A 20,829-nucleotide genomic window follows, 5' to 3' on the forward strand; every position below is an offset into this window, starting at 1 on the left:
ACCGATACCATCGCCGCAGTTCGGACGCGGTATCTTGCTTAGGTAAGCCTCATCATATGAAGTGAAACCTTGCACGCGTCGGAAGGACTCGAACATGTCGATCAGATGGAAAGCGGTCTCCGCAGCGCTGGCCGTCGCTGTCGCGGCGCTCGGCGTGACGGCCTGTTCGAATTCCTCGGACGACAAGAACGAGATCACCGTCTACAACGCCCAGCACGAATCGCTGACCAAGGAATGGGTGGACGCGTTCACCAAGGAGACCGGGATCAAGGTCACGCTGCGCCAGGGCGGTGACACCGCACTGGGCAACCAGTTGGTCGCCGAGGGTGCGGCGTCCCCCGCCGATGTCTTCCTCACCGAGAACTCTCCCGCCATGGCGCTGGTGGAGAACGCCGGACTGTTCGCCGATGTCGACAAGAAGACCCTGGACCAGGTGCCCGCGCAGTTCCGCCCGTCCACCGGGAAGTGGACCGGAATCGCCGCCCGATCAACGGTTTTCGTCTACAACAAGGACAAGATCGCGGCCGGTCAGCTGCCCGCGTCGCTGCTCGATCTGGCGCAGCCGCAGTGGAAGGGCCGCTGGGGCGCTGGCGTCTCCGGCGCCGACTTCCAGGCCATCGTGGCGGCCCTGCTCGCGCTCGAGGGCGAGGACGCTACCAAGGCATGGCTCAAGGGCATGAAGGACAACGCCACGGCATTCCCGAACAATGTCGCCACCATGAAGGCGGTCGACTCCGGACAGCCCGACGGCGGCGTTATCTACCACTACTACTGGTACCGCGATCAGGCCAACACCAAGGAGAGCAGCAGCCACACCGGGCTGCACTACTTCAAGAACCAGGATCCGGGCGCCTTCGTATCGGTTTCCGGTGGCGGCGTGCTGAAGTCGAGCAAGAAGCAGGAGTCGGCGCAGAAGTTCCTGGAGTTCATCACCGCCAAGGCCGGCCAGGAGATCCTGCGCGACGGCACCTCGTTGGAGTACCCGGTCGCCAGTGATGTGGCGGCCAATCCGGCGCTGCCGCCGCTGGCCTCGCTGCAGGCGCCCGCCGTCGATCCGAGCAAACTCGATGCCAAGAAGGTGACGGCGCTGATGACCGAGGCGGGTCTGCTCTAGTCATGGCCGTCCGGACCGCTGTCGCCGCACCCCGGGTCGGAAGACCCGGGCCACTCGTCACGACCGTCGCATTGCTCTTGGTGGCGGCGACGTTCGTGCCGCTCGGCTACATCGTGTCCACCGTCTTCTCCACCGGTCTGCACGAGGCGGCCGAATTGGTTTTCCGCCCGAGAGTCGCTGATCTGCTGCGCAATACGGTCGGGCTGGTGCTGGTCACCGTCCCGATCTGTGTGGTGCTGGGGGTCGGGCTGGCCTGGGTGGTGGAGCGGACGAATGTGCCGGGCGCGGCGTGGTGGGGGCCGGTATTCGCGGCACCGCTCGCTGTGCCCGCGTTCGTGAACAGCTACGGCTGGGTCAGTGTTTTCCCGACCATGCACGGGCTGTGGGCGGGCGTCGTGATCTCCACCATGTCGTATTTCCCGCTGGTATATCTGCCCGCGGCGGCCACACTGCGCCGCCTCGATCCGGCGGTGGAGGAATCGGCGCGTGCGCTGGGTTCCGGTCCGGTCGCGGTCTTCACCCGAATCGTCCTGCCGCAGTTGCGATTGGCGATTCTCGGCGGCGGACTGCTCATCTCGCTGCATCTGCTCGCCGAATACGGCGCGTTCGTGATGATCCGGTTCGACACCTTCACGACCGCGATCTTCGAGCAGTATCAATCCAGTTTCGCCGGTCCGGCAGGCAGCATGCTGGCCGGTGTGCTGGTGCTGTGCTGTCTGGTGTTGCTGGCGGCCGAGGCCGGGGCGCGCGGTAAGGCGCGTTACGCCAGGATCGGCAGCGGTGCGCCTCGGGCAGCTGCCCGGATTGCATTGGGGCCCAGCACGATTCCGGTTCTGGCTGCCCTGGCCGCAGTGGTCGTCGGCTCGATCGGCGTACCGCTGTGGACCATCGTGCGCTGGCTGCGCATCGGCGGTGCGCAGGTCTGGGATTACACCGAGATCGGCACGGCGCTCGGACAGACCGTCGCCCTTGCGGCGATGGCCGCGCTGCTCACCACGCTGTGCGCGTTCCCGGTGGCCTGGATCGCGGTGCGCTCGACATCGGCATTCGCCCGAATGGTGGAGGGCGCCAATTACATTACGAGTTCGCTGCCGGGCATCGTGATCGCGCTGGCCATGGTGACGGTCACCATTCGGTGGGCGCCGCCGCTCTATCAGACGGTGACCATGGTCGTGGCCGCCTATGTGCTGATGTTTCTGCCCCGGGCGCTGGTCAGCGTGCGGGCCGGGCTGGCGCAGGTGCCGGTCGGGCTGGAGGAAGTGTCGCGCTCGCTCGGTCAATCGGGGCCGGTCACCTTCCTGCGCGTCACGCTGCGGCTGACCGCACCCGCCGCGGCCTCCGCCGGTGCGCTGGTATTCGTTGCGGTCGCGACCGAATTGACCGCGACATTGCTGTTGGCGCCCAGCGGAACTCGCACACTGGCAATGCGATTCTGGTCGCTGTCGGGCGAATTGGACTATGCCGCGGCCGCGCCCTATGCACTCATCATGATCGTCGCGGCCGTGCCGGTGACGTATCTGCTGTTCACCCAATCCAGGAAGGCGGCCGGGTTATGAGTCGGCTTGTCGTGGCGGACGTTTCGAAGACATTCGGCCACCACCGGGTACTCGGCGGGATCGATCTCGAAGTGCCGAACGGCAGTTCGACCGCGGTGGTCGGGTCATCGGGGTGCGGAAAGACCACGCTCTTGCGGGTGATCGCCGGATTCGAGGCGCCGGATACGGGTTCGGTCGCGATCGGCACGGAAACCGTGACCCGCGACCGGTTTTCGGTCCCGCCACAGCGGCGCAATGTCGGTTACGTCGCGCAGGACGGTGCGCTGTTCCCGCATCTGACCGTCGGCCAGAACATCGCCTACGGTCTGCACAACGGATTCTGCGGAATTCGACGCGGCCGGAATCGGGTGAACGAGCTGCTGGAGATGGTCTCGCTCGATCCGTCCTACGCCGACCGTCGCCCCCATCAGCTCTCCGGCGGCCAGCAGCAGCGCGTCGCGCTCGCGCGTGCGCTCGCCCGCAAACCCAATGTGATGCTGCTCGACGAGCCATTCAGCGCACTCGATGCCGGGCTGCGAGCCACCACCAGGCAGGCCGTTGCCGAGACGCTGCGCGCGGCGGGCATGACCAGCATCCTGGTCACCCACGACCAGGAGGAAGCACTCTGCTTCGCCGAACAGGTCGCGGTCATGCGCGAGGGAGTATTCACCCAGGTCGGCGCGCCGGAAGAGGTCTACGCCGCGCCCACCGATCTGTTCACCGCCAAATTCCTCGGTGATTGTGTACTGCTCGATGCGGTGGTCGACGGCGATGTGGCCAAATGCGCGCTCGGCCGGGTTCCGGTGCAGAAGTCCGCGCCGACCGGGTCGACAACCATCATGATCCGTCCGGAACAGCTTGTGGCACAGGTGGTTTCGGATAGCGAATCGAGTAGCGGGACCGTGCACGACGTGGAGTTCCGCGGGGCGGATGTGATGCTTACCATCGCGCTGGACGGCGATGTCGATCCGGTGCGGGTGCGCCGGGCCAGCGTCGCGGCGCCGACCACGGGCGAGCGCGTCCGTCTGGAGGTGCTCGGGAACGCCGTGGCCTTCGAAGCGGCCTGAACCACGGACACCCGGCCCGGCGGTGGCGTATCACCGGGCCGGGCACCCATGGCGCACCCTCACCTTTGGAGCGAGCGGCGGGAATTGAACCCGCGTAAACGGCTTTGCAGACCGTTGCCTCAACCACTCAGCCACGCCCGCCTCGCAATGAATATTGCCGTCGCCGGATCGAAATGCCCACGTTTGCACTCAGTGTGATCCGAACCGATGACGCTCGATTCTCCGGAATGCGACTTCTGCGGCGCTCACCGATCGGGAGAAGATCCGGAGCGGAGGCGGAACGTGGAATGATCAAGACCATGTCGCGGCCACGCCCACTTCCGATTGATCCGATCGAGGAGGCCCATCGTCAATGGGTCGGCCACGGCTGGGGCGATTTCGCCGACGGAATGGCGACGGTGACCTCACTGGTTCGCGCCCAGCAAATCGTGATGGCCCGAGTGGACGAGGCGCTGAAACCGACCGGTCTGACATTCTCTCGATATGAACTCCTCATGCTGCTCGCTTTCAGCAAGACGGGTGCACTACCCATGGCGAAGGCCAGTGCACGACTGCAGGTGCACCCGACCAGCGTGACGAATACCGTCGATCGCCTCGAGGCCGCGCAGCTCGTCGAGCGCGTGCCGCACCCCAGCGATCGACGTGCCACCCTGATCGAAATCACCTCTGCTGGAAGGGAATTGGTCGCCGACGCGACCGAGGAACTCAACGCGAAAGTCTTCGCGATTCCCGGCCTTCCACCGGATCGGCTGCACACGCTGCTGCAGTTGCTCGCGGAATTCCGCCATGCCGCAGGGGACTTCGACACCGGTGACGAACCGGCCCGATGGTCGGCGCACGAGCAGTAACCAAACAGCCCAACCGGTCGGTCTTTACACTGCGCGGACGACCGCGCGGTAACGGTCTGGCATCCAACTAGCGAATTTCCCGCCCCGTCTTCTTGGCAGCGGAGGCGAAAGGGTCCACCATGGAATCCATGGTGCTGGTCTTGGGGGTATCGGCGGGCGCTGGTGGTGCCCGCGCGATGCTGACGCATTCCGATCAGCCGCATCTCCCCCCGATCGATCGATGCCAGGTGCCGCGTCGGGCGGGTGGTGGGGTCGAGGAACCGGTCTTCGAGGCGATCCGCGAGATGCGCGCGGCCGCCGACCGGCGCGACGAGCTCATCACCGGAACCGCCGTGACCTGCCGCTGCCCGCTGCACGCCGACGCCATCCGCACCACCGCGGGCCGCACCCGGCTCACCATCGTCGACGAACCGCTGGCCCAGCTGCGCTACCTGCGCTTCACCGGCTGCCTGCCCACCACAGGCTCGGTCATTCTCTACGACCTCGGCAATTCCGGCCTGACCATCACCCACGCCGACTGCCGCACCGACACCATCCTGTCCAGCAAGCGCAGCACCGTACTCGGCGGCGACGGCTTCGACGCACTGCTGCGCTGGCAATTGGCCCGCGGCGGTGTACTCACCGACAAACTCACCAGCCGCAGGCATCGCGAAGAACTCAGCAGCGCTCGGGTGATCACCGCCATGGACAACAGTTCCGGCGGACGCGCCGTGGTCACCCGCAGCGACCTCGCCGAACTGTGCGCCGCGGGCATCCACCACTCCGCATCATTCGTCCGCCAACTGGTCGAGGAAACCGGCGTCCAACCGGAAGCTCTGATCTTGCTGGGCGGCTGCACACGCAACCCCGATATCCGCGAAGAATTGTCCGAAATGATCGAACTCCCGGTCATCTACGACGAAGAGCCCGAATACGTTTCGGCCCGCGGGGCGGTTTTGCTTGCCGCGGAACGCCCCAACGGCGATGTGCGCATGGCGCGCTTACGCAGTGGTGCGCTGACCGGCTCACTGGTGCCGACCACCACTGGTCGCCGCAAACTCATTGCCGCCGTTGTGGTTACGATCGCATTGGGCGCGACCATCGCCGGACTGCTCGCCATAGACCACAGTGCCGCTCAGCCACCCGGCGGCGTCAACCCGCCGACCCCCGTGGAAGTTGCGGAAGTCCCGGCACCGTCCTTCAACTGAACCGGGTTGCGAACGCTCTGGAGAATCGCCTCGGCTGCGCCACGCCATACCCTCCTCCTCCCCGCTGATCGAAGGCCGCTGACAGTCACACATAGCGTGCAACCTGTGCGAGGTCGCGCAAAGAATTGGCGGTTTTTCCGGTGTTCTCGGCGGTCGCGAGCGTCCTGGTGGCCGCGACATTCATTGTGCCGATCATTGCCAATGATGTCTGGCACAAATCATCGACGATGACCTACGTGCTGTTCGGGCTGATGTATCTGGTCTCCGCGTTCGTCACGATTTTCTTCAATGCGGCATTGATCTCGCAGGCGAATGTCGCGTTGCAGGGTGGGGACCCCGATGTGGCCGAGGGGCTGCGGGCGGCGGGGGCGCGATGGCCGCAGATTCTGGTGTGGGCGGCGATTTCGGCCACGGTGTCGCAGGCGTTGCGGTGGCTACAGGATCGGGTGCCGTTTCTCGGGATGATCTTGGCCGCTGTCGCTGGGACGGCATGGCAGGTGGTGACGTTCCTGGTGTTGCCGAAGATCGTGCTCGAGGATCGTAATATTGTTGCGGCGGTGCAGGATTCGTCGGCGGCTTTGCAGCGGACCTGGGGGGAGAATCTGGCAGGCAATGCCGGGCTCGGATTGTTCGGCTTGCTGTTCGCCCTGCCGGGCATTCTGGTGATGTTCGTCGGATTCCTGATGCTCGGCACGGGTGCGGTAGCCGGGCTGGCAGTGATCGCGCTCGGCATCGCATGGCTCATGGCGACCGGGGTTATCGTGTCCGCGCTGTCGGGCATCTACCAGACGGCGCTGTACCGGTACAGCGTTGACGGCAGCGCGCCGATCGCGTTCGCCACGGCCGATCTGTCGCAGTCGTTCCGGCGACGCGGCCGCCGCTGATCGAATACACCTGTGCCCGGCCGAGATCCACTCGGCCGGGCACAGTGCTATGCGTCAGCGCTAGCTGTTGGTGAACTTCGCCGGACGCTTCTCGACGAAGGCGCTCATGCCTTCCTTCTGATCGTCGATTGCGAAGAGCGAGTGGAAGACTCGGCGTTCGAAGCGCAGGCCCTCGGCGAGGGTGGTTTCGAAGGAGCGGTCCACGGCTTCCTTGGCGATCATGGTGACCGGCAGTGACATCGAGGCGATGGTCTCGGCGACCTCGAGTGCGGTGTCGAGCAGTTCGGCGGCGGGCACGATGCGGGATACGAGGCCAGCGCGCTCGGCCTCCTCGGCATCCATATTGCGGCCGGTCAGCACCAGATCCATGGCCTTGGCCTTGCCGACGGCGCGGGTCAGGCGCTGTGAGCCGCCGATGCCCGGGATGACGCCCAGCTTGATTTCGGGCTGACCGAATTTCGCATTGTCGGCGGCGAGCAGGATGTCACAGATCATGGCCAGCTCACAGCCACCGCCCAGGGCGTAACCGGCGACGGCGGCGATGGTTGGCTTGCGGAACTGCGCCAGCCGGTCCCAGCGGGCGAAGTAGTCGTTCATGAACATGTCCATGTACGACTTGGGCTGCATCTCCTTGATATCGGCACCGGCCGCGAAGGCCCGCTCCGAACCGGTGATGACGATGGCGCCGATCGCGTCATCGTGCTCGAGTTCGTCGAGCGCGGCGATGACATCGTCGAGGACCTGCGCGTTCAGCGCGTTCAGCGCCTTCGGGCGGTTCAGCGTGATCCAGCCGACCCGGCCCTTGCGCTCCAGCAGAATCGTCTCGAAGTCGCGCCCTCCCGTCGCCCGACCACCACCCCCCACGGAATCGCTTCGCGATGCATCCATCTTTCAGACACCCTCTTCATCGGAACGGTCACGGATATCGGTGACGATAGCGGAGAAGTCTTTCCCGCCCTGCGACTGGTTGAACCGGGTGTAGATCTCGGCGGCGAGCAGGCCGAGCTGGCCGTCGACGTCGTTATCCCGCAGGGCATTCGCGGCCAGACCCAGGTCCTTGGTCATCAACGCGGTCGCGAAACCGGGCTGATAATCGTTGTTCGCCGGGCTGGTCGGGACCGGCCCCGGAACCGGACAGTAGCTGGTCAGCGCCCAACTCTGGCCGGATGCGGTCGAGACCACATCGAAGAACGACTGGTGACTCAGGCCCAGCTTCTCGCCGAGCACCAGGGCCTCGGACAGGCCGATCATCGAAATGCCGAGCAGCATGTTGTTGCAGATCTTCGCGGCCTGGCCGACACCGGAGCCACCGCAGTGCACGACCTTGCCGCCCATGACCTGGAGCACATCGAGCGCATCGGCGAAGTCGGCCTCGGTGCCGCCGACCATGAAGGTCAGCGTGCCCGCCGCGGCACCGGCGACACCACCGGAGACCGGGGCGTCGAGTGCACGATGACCCGCATCGACGGCGCGGGCGGCGGCCGCTTTGGCGTCGGCGACATCGATGGTGGAGCAGTCGATGAACAGGGTGCCCGGATCCGCGGCGGCGAGCAGATCGGCGTAGACGTCGAGGACCAGCTTGCCATTGGGCAGCATGGTGATCACGACGTCGCGGCCCACGGCGGCCGTAGTGGCCGAATCCACCACGGTGGCACCGTCTTTGCGTGCCTGTTCCTGCGCCGCGGGGACAGGATCGAAGGCAAGCACTTCATATCCGGCCTTGACCAAGTTCGCGGCCATCGGACCGCCCATATGGCCGAGGCCGAGGAAACCGATCTTCTTCGTCACTTGATTGCCTCCAAACCCAGTTCCTTATCGCCCAATTCGACGAAGTACGCGTCGACCTGCTCGGCGGTGACATCGGCGAGCGTCGCGGGCGACCACTGCGGGTTGCGGTCCTTGTCGATCACCTGCGCGCGGATGCCCTCGACCAGATCGTGCGAGGCCAGCGAAGCGATGGACACCCGGTACTCCTCGTTCAGCACCGCCTCGAGGCTCTTCGCGGCACGGGCGGCACGCAGCGAACGCAACGTCACCTTCAGTGCCACAGGCGATTTGGCGAGCAGTTCGGTCGCGGCCTTGGCGGCCTCCGGCGAGCCGTGCGTCCGCAACCGATCGACGATCTCCTCGACGGTATCAACGCTGTAGCAGGCATCGATCCAGTCCTGCTGGGCGACCAGCTCGGATTCCGGTGCGTCCGTGGCGAATTTGGCGATCGCGATCTCCGCGGACTCGGTCCGCAGCGTTTCCAGCAGTGCCGGAATATGTTCCGAGGCCACGTAGTGATCGGCGAATCCCGCGGCAATGGCGTCACCGGCGCTCATCCGCGCCGTCGTCAGTGCGACGTGCGTGCCGATTTCACCCGGCGCGCGGGCGAGCAGGTAGGTGCCACCGACATCCGGAACGAAGCCGATGCCGACCTCCGGCATGCCGATCTTGGAGCGCTCGGTGACGATCCGGTGGCTGCCGTGGCCGGAAAGACCGACACCGCCGCCCATCACGATGCCGTCCATGACCACCACATACGGCTTCGGGTAGCGGCCGATCAGGGCGTTGAGGATGTACTCGTCGCGCCAGAACACACCGGTGGCCGAATCCGCATCGGCGGGGGAGCCACCATGCAATGCGGACGCGTCACGGTGGATGGCGACGATATCGCCGCCCGCGCAGAGCCCGCGCTCCCCCGCACCGGTGACGACGACGGTGCGCACCTCGTCGTCATCGGCCCACACCTGAAGTGCGGCGGAAATGGCAAGGGCCATCGGATGATTCAGTGCGTTGATGGCCTTGGGCCGGTTCAGCGTGATCAGACCGAGTCCGTCGCGCTTATCGATGAGAACTTCGGATTCCGTCATGCTGCTCCTACCACCGAGCGGGCGACGACCACCCGCATGATTTCGTTGGTGCCCTCCAGAATCTGGTGCACCCGCAGATCGCGGACGATCTTTTCCACGCCGTATTCGGCCAGGTATCCGTAGCCGCCGTGCATCTGCAGCGCCTTATTCGCGACTTCGAATCCGGCGTCGGTTGTGAATCGCTTTGCCATGGCGCACAGTTCGACCTTGTCGTCGGCATCGGCATCCAATGCGGCGGCGGCCCGCCACAGCAGGGTCCGCGCCGCCTCCAGCGAGGTGCGCATATCCGCGAGCTGGAATTGCAATGCCGGGTTGTCCAGCAGTCGGCTGTTGAATGCCTTGCGCTGAGCCAGGTACGCCACGGATTTCTCGAGCGCCGCCTGCCCGCCGCCCAACGAGCAGGCGGCGATATTGAGTCGCCCGCCGTTGAGTCCGTTCATAGCGATGCGGAAGCCATTGCCCTCGACGCCGAGCATATTGGCGGCGGGCACCCTGGCATTGTCCAGAATCACCTGACGAGTGGGCTGGGCATTCCAACCCATCTTCTTCTCGTTGGCACCGAAGGAAATTCCGGGCGTATCGGCTGGAACGATGAATGCCGAAATCCCGCGCGCACCCGCGTCGCCGGTGCGCGCCATGATGACGTACACATCGGTGCTGCCCGCGCCGGAGATGAATTGCTTTACCCCGGTGAGCAAGTAGTCGTCACCGTCGCGAACGGCCTTGGTGCTCAAGGCCGCCGCATCCGATCCGACGCCCGGTTCGGTGAGCGCGTAGCTGCCGAGCCATTCCATCGAGGTCAGCCGGGGCAGCCAATGGTTGCGCTGCTCGGCATTGCCGTAGTTGTCGATCATCCACCCGACCATGTTGTGGATGGAGATATACGCCGCGATGGCGGGGCAGCCGGTGGCCAGTTGTTCGAAGATGCGCACGGCATCGAGCCTGCGCAGTCCGGAGCCGCCGACGTCCTCGCCGATATAGATGCCACCCATGCCGAGCGAACCCGCCTTGCGCAGCACATCCACTGGAAAGTGCTTCTGCTCATCCCATTCCAGGGCGTTCGGGGCGAGGTATTCGTCGGCGAAGTCGCGCGCCATTTCGGTAATGGCGCGCTCGTCGTCATTCAGTGCGAACACGATCGTCGACCTCCCGTCCGTGGGCCATTCAGTCCATCGTCGGAATGACGAAGTGGTTGCTGTCCTTCAGCCCGGAAGGCCAGCGCTGGGTAACGGTCTTGGTCTTGGTGTAGAAGCGAATCGAATCCGGACCGTGCTGGTTCAGATCGCCGAATCCGGAGCGCTTCCAGCCGCCGAAGGTGTGGTACGCGATCGGCACCGGAATCGGCACATTGATGCCGACCATGCCGACCTGCACGCGGGCGGCGAAATCCCGTGCGGTATCGCCGTCGCGGGTGAAGATCGCAACGCCGTTGCCGTATTCGTGCTCGTTGGGCAGGGCCAGCGCCTCGTCGTAATCCTTGGCCCGCACGATCGCGAGCACCGGGCCGAAGATCTCTTCCTTGTAGATCCGCATTTCCGGGGTGACATTGTCGAAAAGCGTTGCGCCGGTGAAGTACCCGCCTTCGCCGCCGTCGACCGCGAGACCCCGCCCGTCGATCACCAGCTCGGCCCCCTCATCGACGCCGATCTGGACGTAGTTCTCGACTCGGCCGAGCGCATCCTTGGTGACCAGCGGGCCGAAATCGGCACCGGCATCGTCGGAGCGCCCGACGTTCAGCTTGGCGATCCGCTCGATCAGCTTCTCGCGCAGGCGATTCGCGGTCTCCTGGCCGACCGGGACAGCAACCGAGATGGCCATGCAGCGCTCGCCCGCCGAGCCGTAGCCCGCGCCGATGAGCTGGTCGGCGACATCGTCGAGGTCGGCGTCCGGCATCACGATCGCGTGGTTCTTGGCGCCGCCGAAGCACTGTGCGCGTTTGCCATTCGCGGTCGCGGTCTCGTAGATGTACTGCGCGATCGGGGTGGAGCCGACGAAGCCGACGGCCTTGACGGTCGGCGAGTGCAGGATCGCGTCGACGGCTTCCTTATCGCCGTTGACCACGTTGAACACACCCGCGGGCAGACCCGCCTCGAGGAACAGCTCGGCCAGCCGCAGCGGCACCGAGGGGTCGCGCTCGGACGGCTTGAGCACGAAGGCGTTTCCGCAGGCCAGCGCCGGACCGGCCTTCCACAGCGGAATCATGGCCGGGAAGTTGAACGGGGTAATCCCCGCGACCACACCGAGCGGCTGCCGCATCGAGTAGACGTCGATGCCGGTGCCCGCGCTCTCGGTGTACTCACCCTTGAGCAGATGCGGAATACCCGCCGCGAATTCGATGACCTCGATACCGCGCTGGATATCGCCCCTGGCGTCGGGGATGGTCTTGCCGTGTTCGGCAGACAGCAGCGCCGCAAGGGAATCCATCTCGTCCTGCACGAGTGTCAGGAACTTCATCAGCACCCTGGCCCGCTTCTGCGGATTGAACGCAGCCCACACCTGCTGCGCCTCGGCCGCATTCGCGATGACGGCATCGACCTCGGCCTTACTCGCCAGCGGCACCCGCGCCTGCACTTGGCCGGTATTCGGATCGAAGACATCGGCGAAGTTGCCCGAGGCCCCGGCGACATGCTGTCCGCCGATGTAATGAGTGAGTTCGCGAACCATGCCAGTCCTGTTCTCGTAGTGGACGCCGCGCATCGCGCGATTTACGGTCATCCTATAGTTGGATGTCCAAGTAAATATAGGTGCGGGAACAGACTGTGATTCATCCCACGGCAACCGCCCAGCGAACTGAGGGTGCACACGCCGCCCGACCAGCGCGGTGAGCGTAGTCGCATGGTGGCTCGGAACACCGGCAACCACCACCATTCGACTGCGCTCGGCGGGGCGCAAATCCCGTGGGAGAGATGTTGCGGGTCAGGTGGAGGACTTCGGCTGACGGGTGAGCAACCACGCACCGAGAGCGAGGACCACTGTGCCGATGAGCAGGATCGCGACCATCGCGCCGACCGCGCCGTCGAACCAATGGGCGACCGCCAAGCCCACGGCCAGCGCGATCATCGCAGCGCCGCCGATCATGAGCACCGCCGAGCGCTGTGTGGCGTGCAGCGCGAAGCAGACGACGGCCACCATGACGGCGAGTACGAAACCCGCGCGCTCGGCGTCGACGTAGACGGTCACGACGCCCGCCGCCGAGATGAGGACCGCGATGAGATAGCCCGCCCAGGTTTCGACGACCACGCCGATCCTGGTGAGCGCGAACCAGATCGCGCCTAGGGCGAGCAACCCGAGCCCGATCCAGACTTCTTCGACCCCGAACACCTCGTCGAGTACGCCCGGGACCAGGACAACGCTGTACCAGGCGGCAACCAGAAGGCCGATGACCGACGGCAACGCAAGGTAGCCGAGTACGGCCACCGCCAAGCCCGCAAGGCAGGCGTACACCCAGGCGTCATCGATATTGCCGCCATCGATGGCCGAACCCACCGTCACGGCGACCGATCCGGACGCGAGCGCGAAGAGCACTGTCGCAAGCCGCACGCGAGAGCCAGCCGGGACCGCGGAGCGCGCGAACAAGGCGGAGACGCCACCGGCGAGCGTGATCGCGCCGAGGGCGAGGCCAGCCGATACCAGCCCGAAAATGACGACGCGCCCGGTCCGCTGTAGGTCGCCCCAGGACGATATGAGCAAGAGAGCGAGAGCGCCGAACACCAACCCCGCGCCGATGTAAGCGGCGATCTCGGCGAGTAACTTGCCGGGAGATTCCGGCTTAGTCCGCTCCGCCACCAGCGCCTTCGCAACCGCATCGCGCTGAGCTTCGGTCAATACACCTTCGTCGACCAGCCGCCGTAAGGCCGCCCCCGACCGATCCTGGATCCCCATGTATCGAGTATGGACGGTGCATCGGCAATCGTTAACTGCCGCAAGCCGACTCAGCGCTTCAGGCCGAGTTCCAATACCGTGCCAGGGTGCGCGAGTGAGGTGAAATGCGATAGCCACCGCCTGCCACATTCGGCCGAAACGGCGAACCGAATTCGATGACGGCTGCGGCCACGACCGCATCGCGCATCCCGGTGGTGACCGTCGGGGCTTCGACCGCGGTCCATGCCCCGGCACTGATTTCGCACCACCGCGAGATCCGGTCGACACCAGCGGTGCACCACTGGCGGACAGCCTGCAAGTTCATTTCGACTCACCACCAATCGCATTTGTGCGGTGTGCGGTTCGGTCCCATGGATAGTCCTTGGCTCGAAGTGCGGTCCTGCCAGCGGAAATGGTCGCCGTTCGGCAGCTGCCTCCATCGGAACTCGAGCCGGGGTGGATGTCGCGGGTTGCGGTCACGGTGAGCGGAATCCCGCGGCAATCATTCGGCCAACTATCCGGCCGCGGTTCACCTGGCGCTGTGACTGCCATCACCGTAAGATTAGTTTGACGTCCTAGTATCGGGCGCCAAACAGGATCTCCCCCGGAGGACCCCCGTGGCCGACAGCACCGCGCTCCACACGCCCACCCATCCCGTCCGATTCGTGACCTCGGCCGCGCTCTTCGACGGGCACGATGCGGCGATCAACATCATGCGACGGATCCTGCAGGCGCAGGGCGCCGAGGTCATCCACCTCGGACACAATCGCGCGGTCAGTGAGGTCGTGGACGCGGTGCTCACCGAGGACGCGCAGGGCGTCGCGGTGAGTTCGTATCAGGGCGGACATGTCGAGTACTTCGAATATCTCGCCGACGCACTGAAGAAGGCCGGCGCCGGCCATGTCCGGATTTTCGGCGGTGGCGGCGGGGTGATCGTCGCCGAGGAGATCGCGCGCCTAGCCGAATCCGGGGTGACCATCTTCTCCCCCGAGGACGGCCAGCGACTCGGCCTGCCCGGCATGATCAATCAGCTGATCCGGAGCTGCGATTTCGATCTCGCCGCCGAGCCGCCGGTGCTGGACGCGGTACTCGCCGGTGAACGGGCCGCGCTCGCCCGCGCGATCACCTGCCTGCAGCAGGACACGCTGTCGGAGTCCGATCGCCAGACCCTGGCCTCGGCCGCCGCCGCACGCACAGTGCCGGTGCTCGGCATTACCGGCACGGGCGGTTCCGGAAAGTCTTCACTCACCGATGAATTGGTGCGGCGTCTGCGTTCCGATCAGCAGGACAAATTGCGCGTCGCGATTCTCGCGGTGGACCCGACCCGCCGACGCGGCGGCGGTGCGCTGCTCGGCGACCGCATCCGGATGAACGCCCTCGACGGCGATCACATCTTCTTCCGCTCACTGGCCACCCGCGGCGGCCACGAGCTGCCGCAGAATATCGATGCCATCGTGACCGCCTGCAAGGCAGCGGGCTACGACCTGGTCATCCTGGAAACCCCCGGCATCGGCCAGGGCGACGCCGCGGTCACCGACCACGTCGACGTGTCGATGTATGTGATGACACCGGAATTCGGCGCGGCCTCCCAGCTGGAGAAGATCGACATGCTGGATTACGCGGATGTGGTGGCGATCAATAAGTTCGAGCGCCGCGGCGCGGAGGACGCGCTGCGTGATGTCTCGCGCCAGTTGATTCGCAATCGCGAGGAGTTCGCCAAATCTCCCGAGGAGATGCCGGTATTCGGTACCAGCGCAGCCACTTTCAACGATGACGGAGTAACGGCGCTCTATCAGCACCTCACCGGATTGCTCGCCGAGCACGGTCTGCACCTCGAGCCCGGCGTACTTCCGAAGGTGGAAACCCGCTCCTCCACCAGGTTCGCCCAGATCATCCCGCCCGCCCGGGTGCGCTACCTCGCCGAGATCGCCGATACGGTCCGCGACTACCACGCCGATACGGCCACGCAAATCATTGCGGCACAGCGCCTGCAGCGGCTCGAGCAGGTGGCGGCCGAACTGCCCGATGACATCGCGGTGGCCGAACTCGCCGAAAAAGCCCGCGACGCGCTGCATGCCGACAATGCCGAACTGCTGGCGGGTTGGCCCGAACTGGCCGACTCCTATCGGGGTGCGGAGCAGGTGGTTCGGGTTCGTGATCGGGAGATCCACACCCCCCTGCGCCGGGAGACGCTGTCCGGCAATTCCATTCCGCGCGTCGCGCTGCCACGCTTCACTGATCACGGTGAGCTGCTGCGATTCCTGCGCTCGGAGAATTTACCCGGACGGTTCCCGTTCACCGCGGGCGTCTTCGCGTTCAAACGCGATAACGAGGATCCGGCGCGGATGTTCGCCGGTGAGGGCGATCCGTTCCGCACCAACCGGCGCTTCAAGGTGCTCAGCGAACATGCCGAGGCGACACGGCTTTCCACCGCCTTCGATTCGGTGACGCTCTACGGGCACGATCCCGCCGAACGCCCGGATATCTACGGCAAGGTCGGCACCTCCGGTGTCTCGATCGCGTCACTCGACGATATGAAGGCGCTCTACGACGGCTTCGACCTGATCGCGCCGACCACCTCGGTATCGATGACCATCAATGGCCCGGCCCCGACCATCCTGGCCTACTTCCTCAATACCGCCATCGACCAAGCGCTGGAACGGTTCTCGACCGCCGAAGGCCGCGAACCCACGGCCGAGGAGGCCGCCGATATCACGGCACGCGCCCTGACGACAGTGCGCGGCACCGTTCAGGCCGACATCCTCAAGGAGGATCAGGGTCAGAACACCTGCATCTTCTCCACCGAATTCAGTCTGCGCATGATGGCCGATATCCAGGAATGGTTCGTGCGCAAGGGTGTTCGCAACTTCTACTCGGTCTCGATTTCCGGCTATCACATCGCCGAGGCCGGTGCGAATCCGATCAGCCAGCTGGCCTTCACCCTCGCCAACGGATTCACCTATGTCGAGGCATATCTCGCACGCGGCATGCAGATCGATGACTTCGCACCGAATCTGTCGTTCTTCTTCTCCAACGGCATGGATCCGGAATATTCGGTGATCGGCCGGGTGGCGCGGCGCATCTGGGCCGTTGCCATGCGAGATCGTTACGGCGCCAACGAGCGTTCGCAGAAGTTGAAGTACCACGTGCAGACCTCGGGCCGATCGCTGCACGCACAGGAGATGAGTTTCAACGACATTCGCACCACCCTGCAGGCGCTCATCGCCATCTACGACAACTGCAACAGCCTGCACACCAATGCCTACGACGAGGCGGTGACCACACCCACCGAGGAATCGGTGCGCCGCGCCCTGGCCATTCAGCTCATCATCAACCGCGAGTGGGGCATCGCGATGAACGAAAACCCGCTCCAGGGCAGTTTTCTCATCGATGAACTCACCGATCTCGTCGAGGAGGCCGTGCTCGCCGAATTCGATCGCATCAGCGAGCGCGGCGGGGTCCTCGGGGCCATGGAGACCGGCTACCAGCGGGGCAAGATCCAAGACGAATCCATGCGCTACGAGCACCGCAAACACGATGGCTCGCTGCCGATCATCGGCGTCAATACCTTCCGCAACCCGCACGGCGAACCGCATCGGGTCATCGAATTGGCTCGCGGCACCGAGGCGGAGAAGCAGTCACAACTGCAGCGCGTGCGCCAGTTCCAGAACGACCACCGCGATGCCGCACATGCCGCCCTCGCCCGCTTGGACGCGGTGGCCCGCACCGACGACAACATCTTCGAGGTCCTGATGGACGCCGCCCGGGTCTGCACTCTGCAACAGATCACCGACACCTTCTTCACCGTCGGCGGACAGTACCGCCGCAACGTGTGAAATAGGTTGGGCCGTCAGAAGATTCGCACCTCCGGAATCGAATCCATCTGACGCGCCCACTCCGGGTATTTCGCCAGCTTGGCGTTGTGCAGCGCCATGATCTTGTCGCGCAGTTCGGGATCCGGCTCATCCGATACGTCGGGTCCGATGGCGATCTTCTGGAAGTGCGGAACGATCTGCGGATCACCGGCGAGGTGGACCGGATCGTGCATATAGCGCTCCATCGCGTCCAGATCCTCGATGCCCACGCAATAGGCATGGGTCAGCCCTTCGCTCACGTCGCCGAGATTCTGGCCGACGGTCGCGAAGGAGACCGATTCGACCGATGCGGTGCGCTTCATCAGCGCGAGTACCTCGGCCTTCTGCGCCTCGGTGGTCTCTTCGCGGAAGCCGAAGCGCAACAGATGAACGATCATGGATACCTCCTCGTTTTGAACCATAGAGTTCAATCTAGATAACTGACTAGTAGATGCACAAGAGTGAACCCGCAAGTTCAGCCGGGCGCTAATATGCAGAGGTGACGGGTACGACGGCGGCGCGCGGGCGCATCGATAAGCGGCAGGCGATCCTGGACGTCGCCTTCACCGTCTTCGCGCGGCGCGGCTACGACAAGGCCTGCGTGCAGGAGATCGCGGACGAGGCGGGCGTCGCGAAACCGACGGTCTACAACCACCTCAATGACAAGCAGACCCTCTTCCGGCACGCCGTGCTGGCCGCCGCCGACACGGTGGCCGCCGAAACCCTCGCGATCATCGATCGCCTGCGCGAGCCGGGCGACGATCTATCCGCCGCCCTCACCGCGACGGCGCGCGCGCTGCTCGCGGAATGCTCGGGCGAGCGCGCCCGTTCGCTGCGTGCGCTGACCTACGCGCAGCTCGCCGCCTTTCCGGACCTGGCCGACACCGTGCTGGAGCGCACCTCGCGACACATTGCCGAGGCGCTGGCCGATCGACTTGCGCGACTCGCTCTTGCGGGCAGGCTGCGGACCAACGATCCTGCGCAGGCCGCCGAACAGCTGCTCGCCCTGCTCACCGCCCCGTTGGAGGCCCGGTCCCGGCTCGGCACTCGCGAGGTGAGCGACGCCGAGCAGGCCGATATCGCCGATGCGGCGGTGCGGACATTCCTGTCCGCCTACGGTTCCCGCTGAACCCGAACGCGCCCGCCCGCGCGCGTGTGACAATCGCGATGTCAGGGCCTTCAGCGTGGTTGGGACGGCGGACATGCATATCTCGAATATCCGGATTATCGACAGCCATATTCATCAGTGGGATCCGTTCCGCACGCCGCGCGAATTCAGCCGGACGGCCAAGTTGCTCCGGATGCTGCCCATTCCGATCGATTGGGCCAAGCGGGTCGCGCCGCGCCGGGATCGGGAATTCGTCGGGGATCCGACCGCTTATGCGAATCCATATCTGCCCGCGAATTACCGCGCGGATGCCGACGGCGTCCCGGTCGAGTCGATCGTGCATATCGAGGTCGGATGGACCGGAAAGGGCGCGCTGGCCGGGGCGGACGAGACTAAGTGGGTGGCCGGGCTGCCATTCGGCGGCGACCACCCGGCGCTCGGCGCCATCATCGGGAATGCCGATCCGGCGGCACCGGATTTCGCGGCGCTGCTCGATGCCCATATGGCCGCATCGCCGCTGGTGCGCGGCATTCGCGCACATGTCGCCCACCATCGGGATCCGGATGTCCGGCCCTATACCGAGCACGAGAGCGCACTCACCACCAAGGAATTCCTCAACGGTTTCGCGGCACTTGCCGAGCGCGGGCTGTCTTTCGAGGCCTGGGTCTATTCGCACGCGCTACCCGATGTGACGGCGCTTGCCGAACGTTATCCGGAAGTCCCGATCGTGCTCGACCATCTCGCCACGCCCGCAGGGATTTTCGGCCCGGTCGGCAAACACACCGGAACGAATCCGAGCCTGCGCCGGGAACTATTCGTCCGCTGGCGCGACCATCTCACCGCGCTCGCCGAAAACCCCAATGTGGTCGCGAAAGTCAGCGGTTTGATGATGCCGATCCTCGGCCACCCGGTACCACCACGTGGCACGTCGACACCGATTCCGGTGCTGCTGGATCGAATTCGTCCGCTCGTCGCACATGCCTACGAAGTCTTCGGCGCGGACCGCCTGCTGTGGGGCTCCAATTTCCCGGTGGACAAGCCGATTACAAGCATCGCCGACAGCGTCGAGCTCATCGCCACCGCAATCACCGAGCACGGCGGCGGACGCGATCAGCTCGAGCAGATCTTCCGAACCAACGCCCAACGGACCTACCGAATCGAATCCTGAACCGGGCCGAAACTTCGCGGCCCGGGGATCGGACGCGGCACTACCGCTCGATCAAGGGACGAAGGCTTCGGCGATTTGGCGGGTCAGGGTGTCGCGGGCGGTGGCAAGGGATGGACCGTACCAGGTGAGGCTGCGGCCTTCGACCAAAGCGACAGGCAAGCCGGGGAATGCCTCGGGACCATCGGATCTGGTGAATACGTACGGCTCGTCAGGGAGCAGGACGAGTTCGACATCACGAGTCAGCTCGTCCTCGGAGACGTGCGGATAACGCTCGGTGCGGTCGACGTGCACGAGCCGGAGGCCGAGGCGCGCCGCCAGGTCACCGGTGAAGGTGTTGTGGCCGACCACCATCCAGGGGCTGCGCCAGATCGGAATGACCGTACGGCGCGGCGGCCCGGGATCTGTTGCTGCCCAGGATATTTCGGCCTCAACAAGCCAATCCGGCACCGGACCGTTCAGCGCTTCGGTGAAAAGTCGGCGCAGCGAGGCGAAACCCTCGTCCAGCGTTTCGATTCTGGTGACCCACACCGGGATTCCCGCATCGCGCAGCCGCTGCACATCGATGCGGCGATTCTCCTCCTGATTGGACAGCACCAGATCCGGTGCGAGCTCGATGATTCGGCGCACATTCGGATTCTTGGTGCCGCGAACCCGCTCGACGTCCAAGTCTTCGGGGTGTGTGCACCAATCCGTCGCCGCGACAAGGACTTCGGGGCGGCTCACCGCGACGGCCTCGGTCAGCGACGGAACCAGCGACACCACCCGGCGCACCGGGCGGTCGATGCGCACGGCCGCGCCCAGATCGTCGATCATGACAGGACCCGACGGCAGAGGACGCGCAACTGTGCGGGTGGCACGGCTGGCAACATATTGCCCGCGCCTAGAACGAGCAGATAGAGGATCTGCGCCGTTTGCTCGGCATCTGCCTCGGCATATCCGCAGTCCGCGAGCAGCGTGCGCAACACACCGAGCCGGGTACCGTCGACGCGCTCCTTGGCCGCGGCCGCGATCGGGTCGTCCAGCGCCCAGGCCCGCACGGCAACCTCGATGGCGGCGGGCTCGTCATCCACGAGCACCAGATCGATGAGCAGGTCGAGCCGACCGCGCGGATCGAGGTCGGCGGCCTCGATCTCGCGCAGGTACCGCGTGGTGTGCATTTCCTCGAAGTAGGCCAGCAAAGCGGATTTGTAGCCGGGCATACCCGGAAAGTGGTGGTAGAAGGACCCGGTGCTGAGTCCGGTCGCCGCGACCAGCTTGTCGATCGTGAGTCCGGTCGGCCCGGCCGTACCGAGGATCACCAGCCCTGATGCCAACCATGATGCCTTGCCCGCCACGTTCGCCAGCCTAT

Annotated in this window: 19 protein-coding genes and 1 tRNA gene; 9 read left to right on the forward strand and 11 right to left on the reverse strand. The window is 65.2% G+C overall.

Annotated elements, in window-relative coordinates; all coding sequences use genetic code 11:
- Positions 1-94 precede the first annotated feature (94 nt).
- Genes NP3_RS38885 through NP3_RS38895 form a run of 3 tightly spaced genes read left to right on the forward strand, consistent with a single transcriptional unit; the run spans position 95 to position 3,716 of the window.
- Positions 95-1,114 (forward strand): iron ABC transporter substrate-binding protein, encoded by a 1,020-nt coding sequence (locus NP3_RS38885; protein WP_063046706.1) that lies wholly within the window; start codon positions 95-97, stop codon positions 1,112-1,114.
- Between the two features lie 2 nt (positions 1,115-1,116).
- Entirely contained in the window at positions 1,117-2,670 is a 1,554-nt protein-coding gene (locus NP3_RS38890) for an ABC transporter permease (RefSeq protein WP_063046707.1), read from the forward strand.
- On the forward strand, positions 2,667-3,716 hold the full coding sequence (locus tag NP3_RS38895) for an ABC transporter ATP-binding protein (protein WP_063046708.1): 1,050 nt from the start codon (positions 2,667-2,669) through the stop codon (positions 3,714-3,716). Before NP3_RS38890 ends, NP3_RS38895 begins: the two co-directional genes overlap by 4 nt.
- 66 nt (positions 3,717-3,782) lie before the next feature.
- Here NP3_RS38895 and NP3_RS38900 read toward each other — a convergent pair.
- Positions 3,783-3,857 (reverse strand) — tRNA-Cys (locus NP3_RS38900).
- Between the two features lie 158 nt (positions 3,858-4,015).
- Between NP3_RS38900 and NP3_RS38905 the strand changes: the two genes are divergently transcribed.
- The 3 genes from NP3_RS38905 (at position 4,016) to NP3_RS38915 (ending at position 6,635) form a co-directional block, all read left to right on the forward strand.
- Positions 4,016-4,564 carry a MarR family winged helix-turn-helix transcriptional regulator gene (locus NP3_RS38905; protein ID WP_063046737.1) on the forward strand — a complete coding sequence of 183 codons (549 nt, stop codon included), beginning with the start codon at positions 4,016-4,018 and terminating at the stop codon, positions 4,562-4,564.
- Between the two features lie 128 nt (positions 4,565-4,692).
- Positions 4,693-5,751: a DUF7159 family protein gene (locus NP3_RS38910; protein ID WP_063046738.1), complete on the forward strand. Its 1,059-nt coding sequence runs from the start codon at positions 4,693-4,695 to the stop codon at positions 5,749-5,751.
- A gap of 140 nt (positions 5,752-5,891) precedes the next feature.
- The gene (locus NP3_RS38915) at positions 5,892-6,635 is read left to right on the forward strand and encodes a DUF6159 family protein (RefSeq protein ID WP_063046709.1); all 744 of its coding nucleotides are present in this window, start codon (positions 5,892-5,894) and stop codon (positions 6,633-6,635) included.
- 60 nt (positions 6,636-6,695) lie between these two features.
- Here the strand turns inward: NP3_RS38915 and NP3_RS38920 are convergent, their stop codons facing one another.
- From NP3_RS38920 to NP3_RS38950, 7 genes are all read right to left on the reverse strand, one after another.
- The gene (locus NP3_RS38920) at positions 6,696-7,523 is read right to left on the reverse strand and encodes an enoyl-CoA hydratase (RefSeq protein WP_063046710.1); all 828 of its coding nucleotides are present in this window, start codon (positions 7,521-7,523) and stop codon (positions 6,696-6,698) included.
- A 3-nt stretch (positions 7,524-7,526) separates the two neighbouring features.
- A complete protein-coding gene (gene mmsB / locus NP3_RS38925) occupies positions 7,527-8,423 on the reverse strand; it encodes a 3-hydroxyisobutyrate dehydrogenase (RefSeq protein ID WP_084509551.1) in 897 nt (298 codons plus the stop codon).
- On the reverse strand, positions 8,420-9,490 hold the full coding sequence (locus NP3_RS38930; RefSeq protein WP_063046711.1) for an enoyl-CoA hydratase/isomerase family protein: 1,071 nt from the start codon (positions 9,488-9,490) through the stop codon (positions 8,420-8,422). The genes mmsB and NP3_RS38930 overlap by 4 nt, the downstream gene beginning before the upstream one ends.
- The gene (locus NP3_RS38935; protein WP_063046712.1) at positions 9,487-10,626 is read right to left on the reverse strand and encodes an acyl-CoA dehydrogenase family protein; all 1,140 of its coding nucleotides are present in this window, start codon (positions 10,624-10,626) and stop codon (positions 9,487-9,489) included. Before NP3_RS38935 ends, NP3_RS38930 begins: the two co-directional genes overlap by 4 nt.
- A 28-nt stretch (positions 10,627-10,654) precedes the next feature.
- Positions 10,655-12,154: a CoA-acylating methylmalonate-semialdehyde dehydrogenase gene (locus NP3_RS38940; protein WP_063046740.1), complete on the reverse strand. Its 1,500-nt coding sequence runs from the start codon at positions 12,152-12,154 to the stop codon at positions 10,655-10,657.
- A gap of 252 nt (positions 12,155-12,406) precedes the next feature.
- A complete protein-coding gene (locus tag NP3_RS38945; RefSeq protein ID WP_063046713.1) occupies positions 12,407-13,372 on the reverse strand; it encodes a hypothetical protein in 966 nt (321 codons plus the stop codon).
- 58 nt (positions 13,373-13,430) lie between these two features.
- Positions 13,431-13,676: a hypothetical protein gene (locus NP3_RS38950; RefSeq protein ID WP_063046714.1), complete on the reverse strand. Its 246-nt coding sequence runs from the start codon at positions 13,674-13,676 to the stop codon at positions 13,431-13,433.
- A 292-nt stretch (positions 13,677-13,968) separates the two neighbouring features.
- Here NP3_RS38950 and icmF point away from each other — a divergent pair, with 292 nt between their 5' ends.
- The gene (gene icmF, locus NP3_RS38955; RefSeq protein ID WP_063046715.1) at positions 13,969-17,187 is read left to right on the forward strand and encodes a fused isobutyryl-CoA mutase/GTPase IcmF; all 3,219 of its coding nucleotides are present in this window, start codon (positions 13,969-13,971) and stop codon (positions 17,185-17,187) included.
- A gap of 14 nt (positions 17,188-17,201) precedes the next feature.
- On the opposite strand, the gene NP3_RS38960 is transcribed toward icmF, so the two are convergent.
- Entirely contained in the window at positions 17,202-17,603 is a 402-nt protein-coding gene (locus NP3_RS38960) for a Dabb family protein (RefSeq protein ID WP_063046716.1), read from the reverse strand.
- 101 nt (positions 17,604-17,704) lie between these two features.
- On the opposite strand from NP3_RS38960, the gene NP3_RS38965 reads away from it, so the two are divergent.
- Together NP3_RS38965 and NP3_RS38970 are read left to right on the forward strand one after the other, a co-directional pair.
- Positions 17,705-18,334 carry a TetR/AcrR family transcriptional regulator gene (locus NP3_RS38965; RefSeq protein ID WP_063046717.1) on the forward strand — a complete coding sequence of 210 codons (630 nt, stop codon included), beginning with the start codon at positions 17,705-17,707 and terminating at the stop codon, positions 18,332-18,334.
- A gap of 73 nt (positions 18,335-18,407) precedes the next feature.
- Positions 18,408-19,481 carry an amidohydrolase family protein gene (locus tag NP3_RS38970; RefSeq protein ID WP_063046718.1) on the forward strand — a complete coding sequence of 358 codons (1,074 nt, stop codon included), beginning with the start codon at positions 18,408-18,410 and terminating at the stop codon, positions 19,479-19,481.
- A 51-nt stretch (positions 19,482-19,532) separates the two neighbouring features.
- Here NP3_RS38970 and NP3_RS38975 read toward each other — a convergent pair whose 3' ends face one another.
- Positions 19,533-20,294 (reverse strand): helical backbone metal receptor, encoded by a 762-nt coding sequence (locus NP3_RS38975; protein WP_063046719.1) that lies wholly within the window; start codon positions 20,292-20,294, stop codon positions 19,533-19,535.
- A complete protein-coding gene (locus NP3_RS38980) occupies positions 20,291-20,815 on the reverse strand; it encodes a TetR/AcrR family transcriptional regulator (protein ID WP_063046720.1) in 525 nt (174 codons plus the stop codon). Before NP3_RS38980 ends, NP3_RS38975 begins: the two co-directional genes overlap by 4 nt.
- Between the last annotated feature and the right edge of the window lie 14 nt (positions 20,816-20,829).

It is taken from the genome of Nocardia pseudovaccinii NBRC 100343, from assembly GCF_001613225.1.
GTDB lineage: Bacteria > Actinomycetota > Actinomycetes > Mycobacteriales > Mycobacteriaceae > Nocardia > Nocardia pseudovaccinii.